The organism is Shewanella sp. DW31, from assembly GCF_015767295.1.
In the GTDB taxonomy this organism is placed as follows: Bacteria; Pseudomonadota; Gammaproteobacteria; order Enterobacterales; family Shewanellaceae; genus Shewanella; species Shewanella oncorhynchi.
This window is the reverse complement of record NZ_JADWMP020000007.1, coordinates 43,429-57,703: the sequence shown is the minus strand read 5'-3', so window position 1 is coordinate 57,703 and position 14,275 is coordinate 43,429. Positions and strand designations below refer to the sequence as shown.

15 protein-coding genes are annotated in these 14,275 nt (G+C 43.1%); 13 read left to right on the top strand and 2 right to left on the bottom strand.

Annotated elements, in window-relative coordinates:
• The 11 genes from GWI56_RS07925 to GWI56_RS07875 all read left to right on the top strand — a co-directional run bounded on the left by GWI56_RS07925 (position 1) and on the right by GWI56_RS07875 (position 9,691).
• Entirely contained in the window at positions 1-882 is an 882-nt protein-coding gene (locus GWI56_RS07925) for a MinD/ParA family protein (RefSeq protein WP_006082389.1), read from the top strand.
• Entirely contained in the window at positions 875-1,588 is a 714-nt protein-coding gene (locus GWI56_RS07920) for an RNA polymerase sigma factor FliA (protein ID WP_028761175.1), read from the top strand. The genes GWI56_RS07925 and GWI56_RS07920 overlap by 8 nt, the downstream gene beginning before the upstream one ends.
• 47 nt (positions 1,589-1,635) lie before the next feature.
• Positions 1,636-2,019 (top strand): chemotaxis response regulator CheY, encoded by a 384-nt coding sequence (cheY, locus tag GWI56_RS07915; protein ID WP_007649667.1) that lies wholly within the window; start codon positions 1,636-1,638, stop codon positions 2,017-2,019.
• Positions 2,020-2,032: 13 nt separating this feature from the next.
• Entirely contained in the window at positions 2,033-2,770 is a 738-nt protein-coding gene (locus GWI56_RS07910; RefSeq protein ID WP_028761174.1) for a protein phosphatase CheZ, read from the top strand.
• Positions 2,771-2,785: 15 nt separating this feature from the next.
• Entirely contained in the window at positions 2,786-5,035 is a 2,250-nt protein-coding gene (locus tag GWI56_RS07905) for a chemotaxis protein CheA (protein ID WP_198572621.1), read from the top strand.
• Between the two features lie 20 nt (positions 5,036-5,055).
• A complete protein-coding gene (locus GWI56_RS07900) occupies positions 5,056-6,183 on the top strand; it encodes a chemotaxis response regulator protein-glutamate methylesterase (protein WP_198572620.1) in 1,128 nt (375 codons plus the stop codon).
• A 13-nt stretch (positions 6,184-6,196) separates the two neighbouring features.
• Positions 6,197-6,718, top strand: a complete 522-nt coding sequence (locus GWI56_RS07895) for a membrane anchored protein in chemotaxis locus (protein WP_198572674.1) — start codon at positions 6,197-6,199, stop codon at positions 6,716-6,718.
• 71 nt (positions 6,719-6,789) lie between these two features.
• On the top strand, positions 6,790-7,581 hold the full coding sequence (locus GWI56_RS07890; RefSeq protein WP_028761170.1) for a ParA family protein: 792 nt from the start codon (positions 6,790-6,792) through the stop codon (positions 7,579-7,581).
• On the top strand, positions 7,565-8,560 hold the full coding sequence (locus tag GWI56_RS07885; RefSeq protein WP_198572619.1) for a chemotaxis protein CheW: 996 nt from the start codon (positions 7,565-7,567) through the stop codon (positions 8,558-8,560). The genes GWI56_RS07890 and GWI56_RS07885 overlap by 17 nt, the downstream gene beginning before the upstream one ends.
• Before the next feature lie 7 nt (positions 8,561-8,567).
• Positions 8,568-9,062, top strand: coding sequence for a chemotaxis protein CheW (locus GWI56_RS07880; protein ID WP_006082380.1), 495 nt, complete (start codon positions 8,568-8,570; stop codon positions 9,060-9,062).
• Positions 9,063-9,292: 230 nt separating this feature from the next.
• Positions 9,293-9,691, top strand: coding sequence for a DUF2802 domain-containing protein (locus GWI56_RS07875; protein WP_028761168.1), 399 nt, complete (start codon positions 9,293-9,295; stop codon positions 9,689-9,691).
• 52 nt (positions 9,692-9,743) lie between these two features.
• Here the strand turns inward: GWI56_RS07875 and GWI56_RS07870 are convergent, their stop codons facing one another.
• Both GWI56_RS07870 and GWI56_RS07865 read right to left on the bottom strand, forming a co-directional pair.
• Positions 9,744-10,052 (bottom strand): EscU/YscU/HrcU family type III secretion system export apparatus switch protein, encoded by a 309-nt coding sequence (locus tag GWI56_RS07870; RefSeq protein ID WP_028761167.1) that lies wholly within the window; start codon positions 10,050-10,052, stop codon positions 9,744-9,746.
• A 61-nt stretch (positions 10,053-10,113) separates the two neighbouring features.
• Positions 10,114-12,021: a hypothetical protein gene (locus GWI56_RS07865; protein ID WP_198572618.1), complete on the bottom strand. Its 1,908-nt coding sequence runs from the start codon at positions 12,019-12,021 to the stop codon at positions 10,114-10,116.
• Positions 12,022-12,240: 219 nt separating this feature from the next.
• On the opposite strand from GWI56_RS07865, the gene GWI56_RS07860 reads away from it, so the two are divergent.
• Together GWI56_RS07860 and GWI56_RS07855 are read left to right on the top strand one after the other, a co-directional pair.
• Entirely contained in the window at positions 12,241-13,026 is a 786-nt protein-coding gene (locus GWI56_RS07860; protein ID WP_198572617.1) for a VacJ family lipoprotein, read from the top strand.
• 121 nt (positions 13,027-13,147) lie between these two features.
• On the top strand, positions 13,148-14,251 hold the full coding sequence (locus GWI56_RS07855; RefSeq protein WP_198572616.1) for a response regulator: 1,104 nt from the start codon (positions 13,148-13,150) through the stop codon (positions 14,249-14,251).
• Positions 14,252-14,275 lie beyond the last annotated feature (24 nt).

Sequence of the window (14,275 nt, the reverse complement as noted above, 5' to 3'; positions counted from 1 at the left end):
ATGACCCTGGATCAAGCAAGTGGTTTACGTATGATGAATCAACCCTATAACGAAAAAGTGAAAGTAATCGCGGTCACTGGTGGCAAAGGAGGCGTGGGTAAAACCAGCGTTTCTATTAATACTGCTGTGGCATTAGCCGAAAAAGGCAAGCGTGTCTTGGTACTTGACGCTGACCTTGGCTTAGCAAACGTCGACGTCATGCTGGGTATTCGTGCCGAGCGTAACCTCTCTCATGTTCTCTCTGGTGATGCAGAGCTTGACGATATTATCGTGCGTGGTCCTAAGGGGATTGGCATAGTACCAGCCACCTCAGGAACACAGGGGATGGTGGAATTAAGCCCTGCACAACATGCTGGATTAATCCGAGCATTTAGCGAGATGCGGACTCAGTTTGATATTCTAGTCGTAGATACAGCGGCTGGGATCTCAGATATGGTGCTCAGTTTCTCACGTGCTTCGCAGGATGTGCTAGTCGTTGTTTGTGATGAACCCACTTCGATTACCGATGCCTACGCCCTGATTAAAATTCTCAGCCGTGAGCATGGCGTGTTCCGTTTTAAAATAGTTGCCAATATGGTGCGTAGTTTACGCGAAGGTATGGAATTATTTGCTAAACTCAGTAAAGTGACCGACAGATTTTTAGATGTTGCACTTGAATTAGTCGCTACGATTCCATTTGACGAAAACTTACGTAAATCTGTTCGTAAACAAAAATTGGTGGTTGAAGCTTATCCTAAATCACCAGCGGCAATTGCGTATCAAGGATTGGCAAATAAAATTTTGAGTTGGCCTGTGCCGCAGCAACCTGGTGGGCATTTGGAGTTTTTCGTTGAGCGTTTAGTACAACGACCAGATTTTCAAGAGGAAAAAACGAGTGAATAAAGCCGCTGCGTATACTTGTTTAGACAATAAATCGTCGATCGTTGAACAGTATGCTCCGTTGGTTAAAAGAATTGCGCATCATTTACTCGCCAGACTACCTGCATCTGTGCAGTTAGATGATTTACTCCAAGCTGGGATGATGGGGTTACTAGAAGCATCATCCAAGTTTGATGGTGGCAAGGGTGCGAAATTTGAAACCTTCGCCGGCATACGCATACGTGGAGCCATGTTAGATGAAATTCGTCGTGGCGACTGGGTCCCTCGTTCCGTTCATCGTAACAATCGTAAGGTTGCACACGCTATTGATGAGTTAGAGCAAGAACTGGGCCGTGATGCACGCGACACAGAAATTGCAGAAAAACTTGATATGACGCTCGATGAGTACCATCATATTCTTAACGATGTTTCTGTCGGAAAAATCATAGGGATAGAAGATTTAGGCGTATCTCAGGATATACTTACAGTGAGTGATCGGTCCGATGATGATTCATTTGAAGCATTAGCTGAGAACCAATTTCATTCTGCTCTGGTTGAGGCAATTAAATTATTGCCTGAAAGAGATGCATTAGTGTTATCCCTGTACTACGATGAAGCATTGAATTTAAAAGAGATTGGCGCCATTCTTGAAGTCAGTGAATCGCGGGTTAGCCAGATATTAAGTCAGGCAATGTTGCGATTGAAAGCTAAACTCAAGCACTGGACATAAGTATAATTATTAATCGAGCACAGAATGTCAGCTCACCGGAGGAAACCTTGGACAAGAATATGAAGATTCTCATTGTTGACGATTTTTCGACAATGAGGCGTATCATCAAGAACTTGTTGCGAGACTTGGGGTTTAATAACACCCAAGAAGCAGACGATGGCTCAACAGCCCTGCCGATGTTGCAAAAGGGGGATTTTGATTTTGTTGTTACAGATTGGAATATGCCTGGTATGCAAGGAATCGATCTGTTAAAAGCAATTCGCGCTGATGATTCGCTAAAGCATTTACCCGTATTAATGGTAACTGCTGAAGCAAAACGTGAACAGATTATTGCTGCCGCTCAAGCGGGAGTGAATGGTTATGTGGTTAAGCCTTTTACCGCTGCAACGCTGAAAGAGAAGTTAGATAAAATATTCGAACGACTCGCTTGAGCAAGGATGAGCTATGAAGTCACAAACATCAGGGCTCATCACGCTCGAGCAAGCTCAGCATTTAGTAGAATTATTAAGTGCAGGTGAGCAAAGTCAGGCAGATGATTTATTTCGGGAGCTTGCTGCTCCACTGCAACGAGAATTATTCGAAGAAGTAGGTAAATTAACTCGGCAACTTCATAGTGCGCTGATGGATTTTCAAGTTGATAATCGTCTTGCTGAATTAGCCAATACAGAGATCCCCGATGCCAAGCAACGTTTAAATTACGTTATTGACATGACCGAACAAGCTGCAAATAAAACCATGGATGCGGTTGAAGAATGTTTACCTTTGGCTAATGCCGTGACTGTAAATATTCAAAATGTCATGCCATCTTGGGACAGATTAATGCGACGTGAGATAGCGCTGACTGAATTTAAGGGCCTTTGTCACGATGTACAAGACCTTATGTCTCGTAGTGCAAATGACTCGACTCGATTACGTGAATTGCTTAATCAAATTTTGATGGCGCAAGATTTTCAAGACTTAACAGGACAAATAATACGTCGTGTTATTGATCTAGTAATGGAAGTAGAAAGTAATCTGGTTTCTATGCTGACGGTATTTGGTGAGCAACCTATGATTGAAAGTCAGATTGCTCAGAAAAATAATATTGAAGCAGAAGGCCCGATAATGAATGCCGAGCTTCGTCAAGATGTGGTAACGGGTCAAGACGAAGTGGATGATCTTCTATCGAGTCTGGGTTTCTAACTGGGAGTCAATTTGATGGCCTTTGATGTAGATGAAGAGATACTCCAGGACTTTTTAATCGAAGCCGGTGAAATTTTAGAGCTTCTGCAAGAGCAACTCGTTGCGCTTGAAAATAATCCTGATGATACTAACTTGCTGAACGCCATTTTCCGAGGTTTTCATACCGTTAAAGGTGGTGCTGGCTTTCTTAGCTTAACTCCCATGGTTGATGTTTGTCATGAGGCTGAGAATACCTTCGATTTATTGCGGACAGGCAAGCGTAGCGTTAACGCAGAGTTGATGGATATTATTTTGCAGGCTGTTGATGCAATTAATACCATGTTTGCGCAAACCCAGCAGGGCGAACAACAAGATCCCGCCGATTCAGGTTTGTTAGCGAGACTTAAAATGCTCAGTTCAGGTGCGCCTTTGCCATCTGAAGTCGCTTCTGTCAAGGTTGTAGAGCCAGAACCTGTTGTTGAAGTCATTATTGATACTCCTACCCTTCAAGAAATCCCTGCTGACATAAGTGATAACTCATCTTCCATTGAAAATACGTCTTCAAGTATCGATGATATCAATGATGCTGAATTTGAAGCTTTATTGGATGCGCTTCATGGTTCAGGAAAGGGACCTGCGGTCGCTGCTACCACATTTGTATCTGAGCCTGTTGCTGTCAAGCCTGCTGCACCAATTAAAACACCTTCAACATCAGGTGATGACATCACTGATGATGAGTTCGAGGCGTTACTGGATGAACTTCATGGTTCAGGTAAATTTAAAGCTGAGGCTGAAGTGCCTGTTAAGCCTAAGGTTGTGGCAACACCTGCGCCTCAACCGATTGTAGATGCTGATGAAATTACCGATGATGAGTTTGAGCGATTACTCGATGAACTCCATGGGAAAGGCGGAGCACCTGCGAAAGCTGAAGTAAAAGCGCCTACGCCCCCTGTTTCGACTGTAGCACCTACTGCTGCACCACATGCTCCTGCGCCAGTAAAAGCCGCAGTACCAGCTCCTGCCCCAGTCGTTGCTGCAAAACCTAAGGTGGAAATTGCGGTTGTCGATAAAGCACCTGCTAAGGCTAGCTCTGCGAATGTGCCTCAGGGTGAAACAACAGTACGTGTAGATACTGCACGACTCGACCAGATCATGAATATGGTGGGTGAGTTAGTGTTAGTGCGTAATCGATTGGTGAGCTTAGGCATCAGCCGTGATGATGAGGAGATGTCGAAAGCTCTCGCGAACTTAGATCTCGTTACTGCCGATTTGCAAGGCGCTGTGATGAAAACCCGTATGCAACCGATCAAGAAAGTGTTTGGTCGTTTCCCTCGGGTGGTACGTGATCTTGCTCGTACACTAAACAAAGAAATTGATTTGATCATGGTCGGTGAAGAAACTGACTTAGATAAAAACCTCGTTGAAGCGCTTGCCGATCCGCTCGTCCACTTAGTGCGTAACTCTGTGGACCATGGTATCGAGATGCCAAACGAGCGTGAAGCTAGTGGTAAGCCAAGAACGGGAACGATTACCTTATCTGCAAGTCAGGAAGGCGACCATATACTGCTGAAAATCGAAGACGATGGCGCAGGCATGGATCCTGAAAAACTCAAAAAAATTGCCATAAACCGTGGTGTGCTCGATGAAGATTCTGCTTCGCGGATGACAGACAGCGAAGCCTATAATTTGATTTTTGCACCAGGTTTTTCAACTAAAGTTGAGATTTCAGATATTTCAGGCCGTGGTGTTGGGATGGACGTGGTAAAAACTCGTATCACCCAGCTGAATGGCACTGTACATATTGATTCCATGAAAGGTAAGGGAACGATACTTGAGATTAAAGTACCGTTAACACTGGCGATTATGCCTACCTTAATGGTCGATGTCGCTAAACAAGTGTTTGCATTACCTCTATCTAGCGTGAATGAGATTTTCCATCTCGATCTCACAAAAACCAATATTGTTGATGGGCAATTGACTGTCATAGTGCGTAATAAGGCCGTACCTTTGTTCTATTTGGAACACTGGCTACATAGAAACAAAACGACCTTTAAACATGGCGATAAAAAGCATGGTCATGTGGTTATCGTGCAATTAGGCATGATGCAAATTGGTTTTGTAGTGGATGCCTTAATAGGACAAGAAGAGGTCGTTATTAAACCTCTTGGCGCTATGTTACATGGCACACCTGGGATGGCTGGTGCGACAATTACATCGGATGGTGGTATTGCACTGATCTTAGATGTTCCTGGATTGCTAAAGCATTATGCGAAAAGTAAGAGTTAGTTTCCAAGCTAAGGAATGGAATGGCCATTAAAGTATTAGTCGTTGATGACTCAAGTTTTTTCAGACGACGTGTTAGTGAAATAGTCAATCAAGATCCTGAACTGGAAGTTATCGCGACGGCCTCAAATGGGGCCGAAGCGGTGAAGTTGGCTGCTGAGCTTAATCCCCAAGTTATCACTATGGATATTGAGATGCCTGTCATGGATGGTATTACTGCTGTTCGTGAAATCATGGCTAAGTGTCCGACTCCGATCTTGATGTTTTCTTCTTTAACCCATGATGGCGCTAAAGCAACGTTAGACGCTTTAGATGCTGGTGCATTAGATTTTCTACCTAAACGTTTTGAAGATATTGCGACCAACAAAGATGATGCCATTTTATTGTTGCAACAAAGAGTTAAGGCATTGGGACGACGCAGAATGTTTCGTCCGATTGCACGTCCTGTGGTCGCGCCAACACCTAGTGCGCGTCCAACAGGTAGCGTTTTAGGTTCAACGAGTATATCGGCTCATACGCCTGTCGCAGCTCCTGTTAGAACGTCAACGGCAACGACGATTCGTGCAAGTGGTAAGCAGTATAAATTATTGCTGATCGGTACATCTACTGGTGGTCCGGTTGCGCTGCAAAAAATACTTACGCAGTTTCCGGCAAACTATCCGCATCCCATTCTATTAATCCAGCATATGCCTGCTGCCTTTACCCCTGCATTTGCGAGTCGTTTAAATGGCTTATGTAAGATTGAAGTGAAAGAGGCCGCTAATGGCGATCTTCTTAAACCGGGTTGTGCATATTTAGCGCCAGGTGGTATGCAAATGATGGTTGAACGTACTGGAACAACTGGCCGATTAAAAGTTATCGCTGGCAGTGCTGATATGAATTATAAGCCCTGTGTGGATATCACCTTTGCTTCTGCTTCTAAAGCCTTTAGTGGTGATGTGCTTGCTGTTGTATTAACTGGCATGGGGGCGGATGGCAGAGAAGGCGCACGGATGTTGAAAGCTGTAGGCGCTACCATTTGGGCGCAAGATGAAGCCAGTTGTGTGGTTTATGGTATGCCACAAGCCGTTGCGAGTGCAGGGATTGCCACCCAGTCAATAGCCTTAGACAACATGGCCGAATGTATTTTAAAAGAGTCTGTTCGTGTCTAAAAATCAATATCCGATGAGCACAAATAGTGTGCTCATCATCTTGTTGATGGGCATAGCCATTTTGGTTCTTGGTGCCTTAAGCCTTGATTACAAGCGTAAGAATAGTTTGCTGCAGGCGGATATAAAACGTTTGGAATCGACTCAGGTGCTGTTAATGGTACCTGACGAACAGGCTGAAGCCATTGCAACTTGGTTAGCGTCTCATCCCGATCAGACTAAAGCAATGTTGCAATTGGCGGCTCCTGGTGAGCAGAAGGCTGTAGCGATTGGTCCTGAGCCGGTACAAAATAGTATTCCGCCTTTGCTGGGCGAACCAGATACTGAAATAGATACGGCGAAGGAAAAAACTAATCTGGAATCCTCTATTCCTAAACAGCTTCAAGCGCCAGAAAAAGAGGTTAAAGCTGTTTCTCAGACAATTGCCCCCCAAAATGCAGAGATGCTGCCAGTGGTGATATCTGAGAATGCCGATGGTGTCAAAGTGATTAGTTTGCCCAATGGCGGCATTCGAGTCACGACCAGAAAAGAGCAGTAATTTTTAGAATTTGTGAACTCACAATTTTCTAGTTCATTAGCGTATTAACCAGTATAGGTAGGGGTTACTTCTTGAAAGTCTGGACCATAGCGAATCAAAAAGGTGGCGTAGGTAAAACCACGACGGTAGCGAGTTTAGCGGGAACTTTAGCTAAGCGTGGTAAGCGTGTTCTTATGATAGATACCGATCCACATGCTTCGTTAGGTTATTACTTAGGTATTGATTCTGAAGAGGTTCCAGGCTCGTTGTTTGATGTTTTTCTTGCCCATAAAAACCTTTCTAAGGAACTCGTTTTATCCCATGTTGTGCCAACCTTAGTCGATGGTTTAGATTTATTACCTGCAACTATGGCATTGGCTACCTTAGACAGAGCCTTAGGTCATCAAGAGGGAATGGGATTAGTACTACGTAATTTATTAGCACTGGTTGCTGATGATTATGATGTTGCTATCGTTGATTGCCCACCCGTACTCGGGGTATTAATGGTCAATGCGCTTGCGGCAAGTCAGCATATCATTATTCCTGTGCAGACGGAGTTTCTTGCCATTAAAGGGCTAGAGCGGATGATTAAAACAATGGAGTTAATGGGGCGATCTAAGAAGACGCGCTACAGTTACACAGTTGTGCCAACCATGTACGATAAACGCACCAAAGCATCACCTGCGGCTTTGCAAGTTCTTGGTGCCGAATACAGTGATACTTTGTGGAAAGACGTTATTCCTGTAGACACTAAGTTTAGAGATGCCAGTTTGGCACATTTACCAGCATCGCATTATGCGAGTGGTTGCCGCGGCGTTAAAGCCTATGAAAGATTATTAGATTTCTTATTAGTTGGGGAGTTTGGCCATGTCAAAATCGGTTGATGAAACTGTTTTTGATTTTTTCGCATTATTGCTACAGGAAGACGACAGTCCAAACCAGATTGTTTCCCCTCAAAGCATTGTAAAAGCAGACTCAAATCAAAATGTTGCCGTTAATCAAACGGAGGCAGCATTGCTCGATGCGGCTATTTTGGCTGAAAATGGTCGCACTGCCGCACCGCAGAATGTAGAGAAGGCCATAACGCCTACTGCGCAGTTGCAGCCAAAAGCTGTGCCGAGACAACATGAGTTTGTTGCTCCGGTAAGCCAGGTTGTAGCTCAAGTGAATAAGCAAGCGTTAGAGAAATTACTCGCGCCAGTACTAAAGACTGCAAGGTTAGAACCTATACCATCTTCAGTAGAGATAGCGCCACCTATTGATGTTCAACCTGTTGTGGTAGAAGTACCACAAGCTCAGCCTGTTGTTAATGAAACCTTTGTTGATGAAATCGTTGAGCCAGTGGTTGTGCCCGAAACACAAGTCGGCATTACGCCTCCTAGTGTGACAAAAGATTTGCAAGAAGTGCTCGATGATGAGTTTCAGGTACTATTCTTTAAAGTAGCAGGGCTGACATTGGCTGTGCCTTTGGTGAGTTTAGGCGGAATAGTAAAAGTTGAGCGGATAAACCACATCTTTGGTCGACCCGCATGGTTTCTTGGTGTACAGACGCATAGGGAGGAGCAATTGAACATTGTTGATACTTGTGCGTGGGTTATGCCAGAAAAATACACAGATAAACTGGCGCAATCAGTAAATTATCAATATCTTGTATTATTAGAAGGCAGTAACTGGGGATTGACTTGTGAGTCCTTGGTCAATGCGGTAAAAATTAATAAGTCGCAAGTCAACTGGCGTAGTCAAGCGGGTAAACGCCCTTGGTTAGCGGGTGTAGTGAAAGAACAGATGTGTGGCATTTTGCACGTACAAGCCTTAGTTGAAATGCTTAATGCGGGTTTAGGTTGTCAGGACTCAATTGGTTGAGGTAAACATGAAAGATACAAGAAATGTAGCAGCAGTCGCTGCAAGTAAAGATGATGCAGTATTACAATGGGTTACCTTTAAGTTGGACCATGAAACTTACGGTATCAACGTAATGCAAGTGCAGGAAGTGCTGCGTTATACTGAAATAGCTCCTGTACCTGGTGCCCCCTATTATGTACTAGGGATCATTAACTTACGTGGTAATGTCGTCACTGTAATTGATACCCGCTCACGTTTTGGATTACAGTCTGCTGAAGTTGATGATTCAACCCGAATCGTGATCATCGAAGCTGAAAAACAGGTCATTGGTATCTTAGTTGATAGTGTTGCAGAAGTGGTTTATTTGCGCCGCTCTGAAATTGACAATGCGCCTAATGTTGGAACGGAAGAGAGTGCTAAGTTTATTCAAGGCGTGAGCAATCGCGACAATGAATTACTTATCTTAGTTGATCTCGACAAATTATTGTCCGACGAAGAATGGGCCGAGTTGACTCAGATCTAATCAATGAGTGTGATAAGGCTGAATGATTAGAATTCATTCAGCCATTTTGTTTATTTGCGAATAAATCGATGATGTTGAGTATTTACGATTTATGGGTAGACGAAGTCTTTTTATCATAGCTTGAACAATGGCCAATTATATTGGTGACGTTAAGTGAGCACTTTGGAATAGATAACTCAATTGTAACCCAGCTCCAAATCTATGGCTTTGAGTGAGTATAAGGATTTTTGATGGGCGATGAATTTTTGATCGCAGCGTTAGTCTATGTCATCGCATGCTTAGGGTTAGTACTCTTTTTACAAAAGCAATTGAGTAAATTAAGAAGCAAAGTTGAGGCATTGACTGTGTTAGTTAAAGAGGGCGATCGGCAGCGAGAGTCTTTTAAACGCGAATTGCAAGAATTACGCAGTGGCACAATCGGTGTAGGCCGTCGTGTTATTGAATTAGAGAAACGCATATTGCAACAGTCTGAACGGATTGAAGAGACGACTCAACAGGATCCACAGGCAAAACTTTATACTCGAGCCATGAAGATGGTCGCGCTTGGTGCTGGCGTTGACGAGTTGATTAAGGAATGCGAATTACCTAAAGCTGAAGCCGAGCTGTTGATCCGTCTGCATCGTAAGTAATCGGTAGCCAATTGAACACTAAAAGCTAATTTTCTGAATTAGCTTTTTTATTTTATGCTTTCTCAACAATTTTTTTATGCATATTATTCCATTGCTCAGGAAATTTACCGTCGAGCATATACACAAATGCAATCAGTTCGGCGATAAGCAGGTAAAGCTCCTTGGGAATTTCCTCTCCTAACTCTAGCAATTGCAAAAAATGGCTCAGATGGGGATCTTGATGGATATAAACGCCGTTAGCCTTAGCTAAGGCAATAATTTCTTCTGCGATAAGCCCTTCACCAGTCGCAACTATTTTAGGAGCGTTACGGCCATCGTAGCTCAGTGCGACAGCTTGTTTAGGTTCACTCTCTTCGCTCATATTGTTATTCCCAATGTTTTGTATAATGAACTCAATATTAGTGTTGGAACATTGTCACTCATTAAGCTTTTGTCTTTACGAGGAAATGATCACCAGGTAATAAGGTTGCTGGTACTTGCGCTATTTGAGTTGATAATTCACCAGGCGTAAAACCCAGTTGTGATAGTTTTTGGCTTAAGGGCGTTAAAAAGTTATTAACCTTATTAAGTAGTATCTGACTATTGCCTTTAAACTGGATATCTAATTGTTGATTGTGGTTTTGGGCTGAAATCAGCAGAGGTCCTTGTGCTAGATTAAACTTCAGTTGTAAACGCCATCCCATTTTTTTATCTGGGTCATCAGGATCGGCTTCTTGCTCAAATTTCCCTTCCAGTTGCTCCTGTCGTTGGTTAATGCCATAGGGCAGGGCGAAGAACCACACTAAATTGCCTGCGCTCTCATTACTTGCCTGTTGGTATAAATGCAGGTTAGAGGCTAATAGTCCCATGCTATCAAGGCCTCCTGCTTTGCTCAGTTGCCTAAGTAGTTTAGTGGAGAAGCCCACTCTAGCTTGTAACTGTTCAAGGTAGTCGGCAAGCTTTTTGCTCACGGAACTCGAATTGTTATTGGCTTTAAAGCCAAGTAGCAGCTGAAAAAGTGAGGTAATTGCACTCCCATTCATGAGCATTGAGGCTTGATTTGATTGAGGCGTAGCAAGATTTAGACTCGCTAGACCGAGAATATTGGCTTTGAGCTCATCGATATCATTTAATTGGCTCAGTGGTGGTAGCCCTATATGCGGTAGGTGTTTCAATAACTCAGATGCTAAATTCGAGCTACTATTAGAACGAGATAACTCAATAGGAAGTGCCCCCGCTTTATTGAACGCTTTTTGTAAGACATCAGCCACTTTTACCGAAGTGTCAGTCTTAGCATCATTGCCTTGTTGTTCACTCTTTTGGCTACTGGATCCTAAAATATTATTAAGTTTGTTTATGTCTGTAGGACTCACACTTAGGATTTCTTGTGACGTTTTTGAGCCTTGAGATAACCCGTTTTTGCTATTTACGTTTTCACCCATTTGTGATGCCGGTGATTGACCCATAAGCCGATTTTCAAGGGCTGAGTTTTGGGTGCTGATCTGACCTAAGTCTTTAGTTGTTGGCGTTATGACTTGCGCGTTAGAGATATTCTGTGAGCCAATCGCAGTAGGCGCTGATGGAACATCACCTTTATTTTGAAGCTGCATAATATCGACTTTAGCCGTGATAATTTGTTTTGTGGGCTCAGGTAAAAAGTTGATATTTTCGAGTTTTTTTAGAAAGGACGCAATGATCTGGGCTGGTTCAATTTTCGCGATCACAAGATCAGAAGATGGTTTATTTGTGGGAACCTGAGTTTCATTTACTGGCGCCCCAATTATGATTTCGAGTTTGCTCTGTATTGGGGTGAGTAATAAAATAGGGCGCCCTTGTTGAAAGGCTATTTTCGCGATGAATTCACCTTGATTCAGCTGGGGTCCACGATCTTGTGCTACAACGGTACCATTAGCAAATTGAAACTCCTTGTTAACTATAGTGACGTTGGGTAATGAATAGCCCTGTGTGCGAGCCGCGAGCGCTGAAAGCTGCGTCTGAGAGATGCCATTTTGTTGTGCCAGATTGATCACTGCTTCAGGAATTTTCAGTACGAGAGGTGTCGCTAACGCGAGTAGTTGGCTAGTGGAGTTTTGCACTATTGTAGTTGGAGTTGAGCTGTTCTGCGCATTGGGTGTGACTAAAAAGCTATTAGCAGTCAACAATATTTGCCGCTGTTGAGCATTAACTAGCTTTAAATTATATTCTGTACCGTTTAGAATAATACTATCTCCCTCAGGTGATGTTTGCACCTGAGCCGGAATGGGGCGTGGCGTAGCATTGAGGGCATCAGTGTTAGCCATCGCAGTGTTTAACTGCGAATTTTGACTGCTGACAAGTGGAATCGACTCCATTTAATGACCTTATATAGTTTATCCTGCGATACATTCGTTTAGTAAAATTAACAATTGACCAATTTTTTTTGCCAAGTATGCTTATGCGCCTTGTGACAAAGGAACTGTCATACTGGATAGTATGCCACTAAGACGAATTATCTTTATATCGTCATTTTTGTATTGTCACTTTAGCGAAAATTTGATGTCTAAACTGTACATTTATATTAAGAGAGCGATATGAAGTTAAAATGGATGGGATTTTCTTTGGGGTTAATGCTGTTGCCTAAAGTGCAATCGGCTGAAGTATCCCTACCAGATACCATTCAGCAGGAAACACCTGCTAAGGTACAAATTACCTATGATGATCCCCGCGATCCGTTCGAAGGCTTTAACCGAGCTATGTGGGACTTCAACTATCTCTACCTAGATAGATATTTATATCGTCCTGTAGCCCATGGTTATAACGATTATATTCCTACGCCTGCTAAAACAGGTATCAATAACTTTGTGCAGAATTTAGAGGAACCTAGCAGCTTAGTAAACAATGTGCTGCAGGGTAAGTGGGGCTGGGCAGCTAATGCTGGTGGACGCTTTACAATCAATTCTACTGTCGGCTTATTAGGTGTCATTGATGTCGCTGAAATGATGGGTATGAGCCGCAAGCAAGATGAGTTTAATGAAGTGCTGGGTTATTATGGGGTGCCTAATGGACCTTACTTCATGGCGCCATTTGCGGGTCCTTATGTTGTGCGAGAACTCGCGTCTGATTGGGTTGATGGTCTATACTTTCCATTGTCTGAGTTAACAATGTGGCAATCCATTGTTAAATGGGGACTTAAAAACCTTCATTCTAGAGCATCAGCAATCGATCAAGAGCGACTTGTTGATAATGCACTCGATCCCTATGCCTTTGTCAAAGATGCATATTTACAACACATGGACTATAAAGTCTATGATGGTAATGTCCCTCAAAAGCAAGATGATGATGAGTTGCTCGATCAGTATATGCAGGAGCTTGAGTAACCCTATTGGCCGTACTTGACAGCATTTGTCTTTAGTCATCAAATGCTAGCCTTGTTAAATTTTGTTATTGGCATATTCACTTGAGTAATGGCTATGCGATGAACTTTATTCGGGAACCTTTATGGCGTTAAATGGTGTTGCGGTTCTTTTAGTTGAAGATGACCCCGTGTTTAGGCAGATTGTTGCAAGCTTTCTCGATAGCAGAGGTGCGCAAGTTACACAAGCCTGTGATGGTGAACAAGGATTGTCAGTTTTTAAATCGCAGCGCTTCGATATTGTTCTTGCAGACTTGAGTATGCCTAAGCTCGGAGGGCTCGATATGCTTAAGGAAATGACAAGGTTAGCGCCTTTAGTGCCTTCTATCGTGATCTCGGGTAATAATGTCATGGCTGACGTCGTAGAAGCATTACGCATTGGCGCAAGTGATTATCTCGTTAAGCCAGTATCTGATTTATTTATTATTGAACAAGCCATTAAACAAAGCCTTCATAGTTCTTACATTGATGATACTCAAGCCGCAGATTTTGACGCGCTATCCCACCAAGAATTAAGTGATAATCTAGCATTGCTTGAGCAAAGTGTTGCTGCGGCAAAACAAGTTCAGCAACAACTCTTTCCCGCTTCAAATATTAGTTATCCGGCAGCCAAGGTTGACTATAGCCTTTATAAAAATAGCGATATAAGCAGTTATTTCATTGATTCAACTATGGTAGGTAGTGATTACCTGATTATGTACATGGCCCATTTGTACCCAGAGGATAATCGAGCTGCGTTTGCCTGCGTTCTGCTGAGAAGTTTTGTTAATCAAAAGCTTAAAGATTTTAGGAATGGTCAGAGTCAAAGCATTATTGAGCCTTTTAACATGATGAGCTATTTGAACGAGCGTTTAGTGAAATCCGGTCTCGATATCAAAGCCGATATGATTTATGTTGCCATTGAGCTAACTAAGTACCGTGCAGCTATTGCACAGGCGGGTAAGGGGCTGCGTTGTTATCTGCGTAATGACGAGGGATTAAGCCCGTTAGCACTGTCTGAGAGTCTTCAGCTTGGCGTGTTAGACTGGGGTAAACCGAGCATTCAGTTCCGAAGTATTTTACCGCAAGAACAGTTGTGTATTGCGACAAGTGAGCCTGAGCATAAACAAGCTTTACTTGATAACAAGTTTAAGGGCTTAGTCTATGATGCAACGCTACCTGCTGGTGGTTTTCTACAGTTAAGCCTTTAGTTTTTTTGACGCTTTGGCGAAATT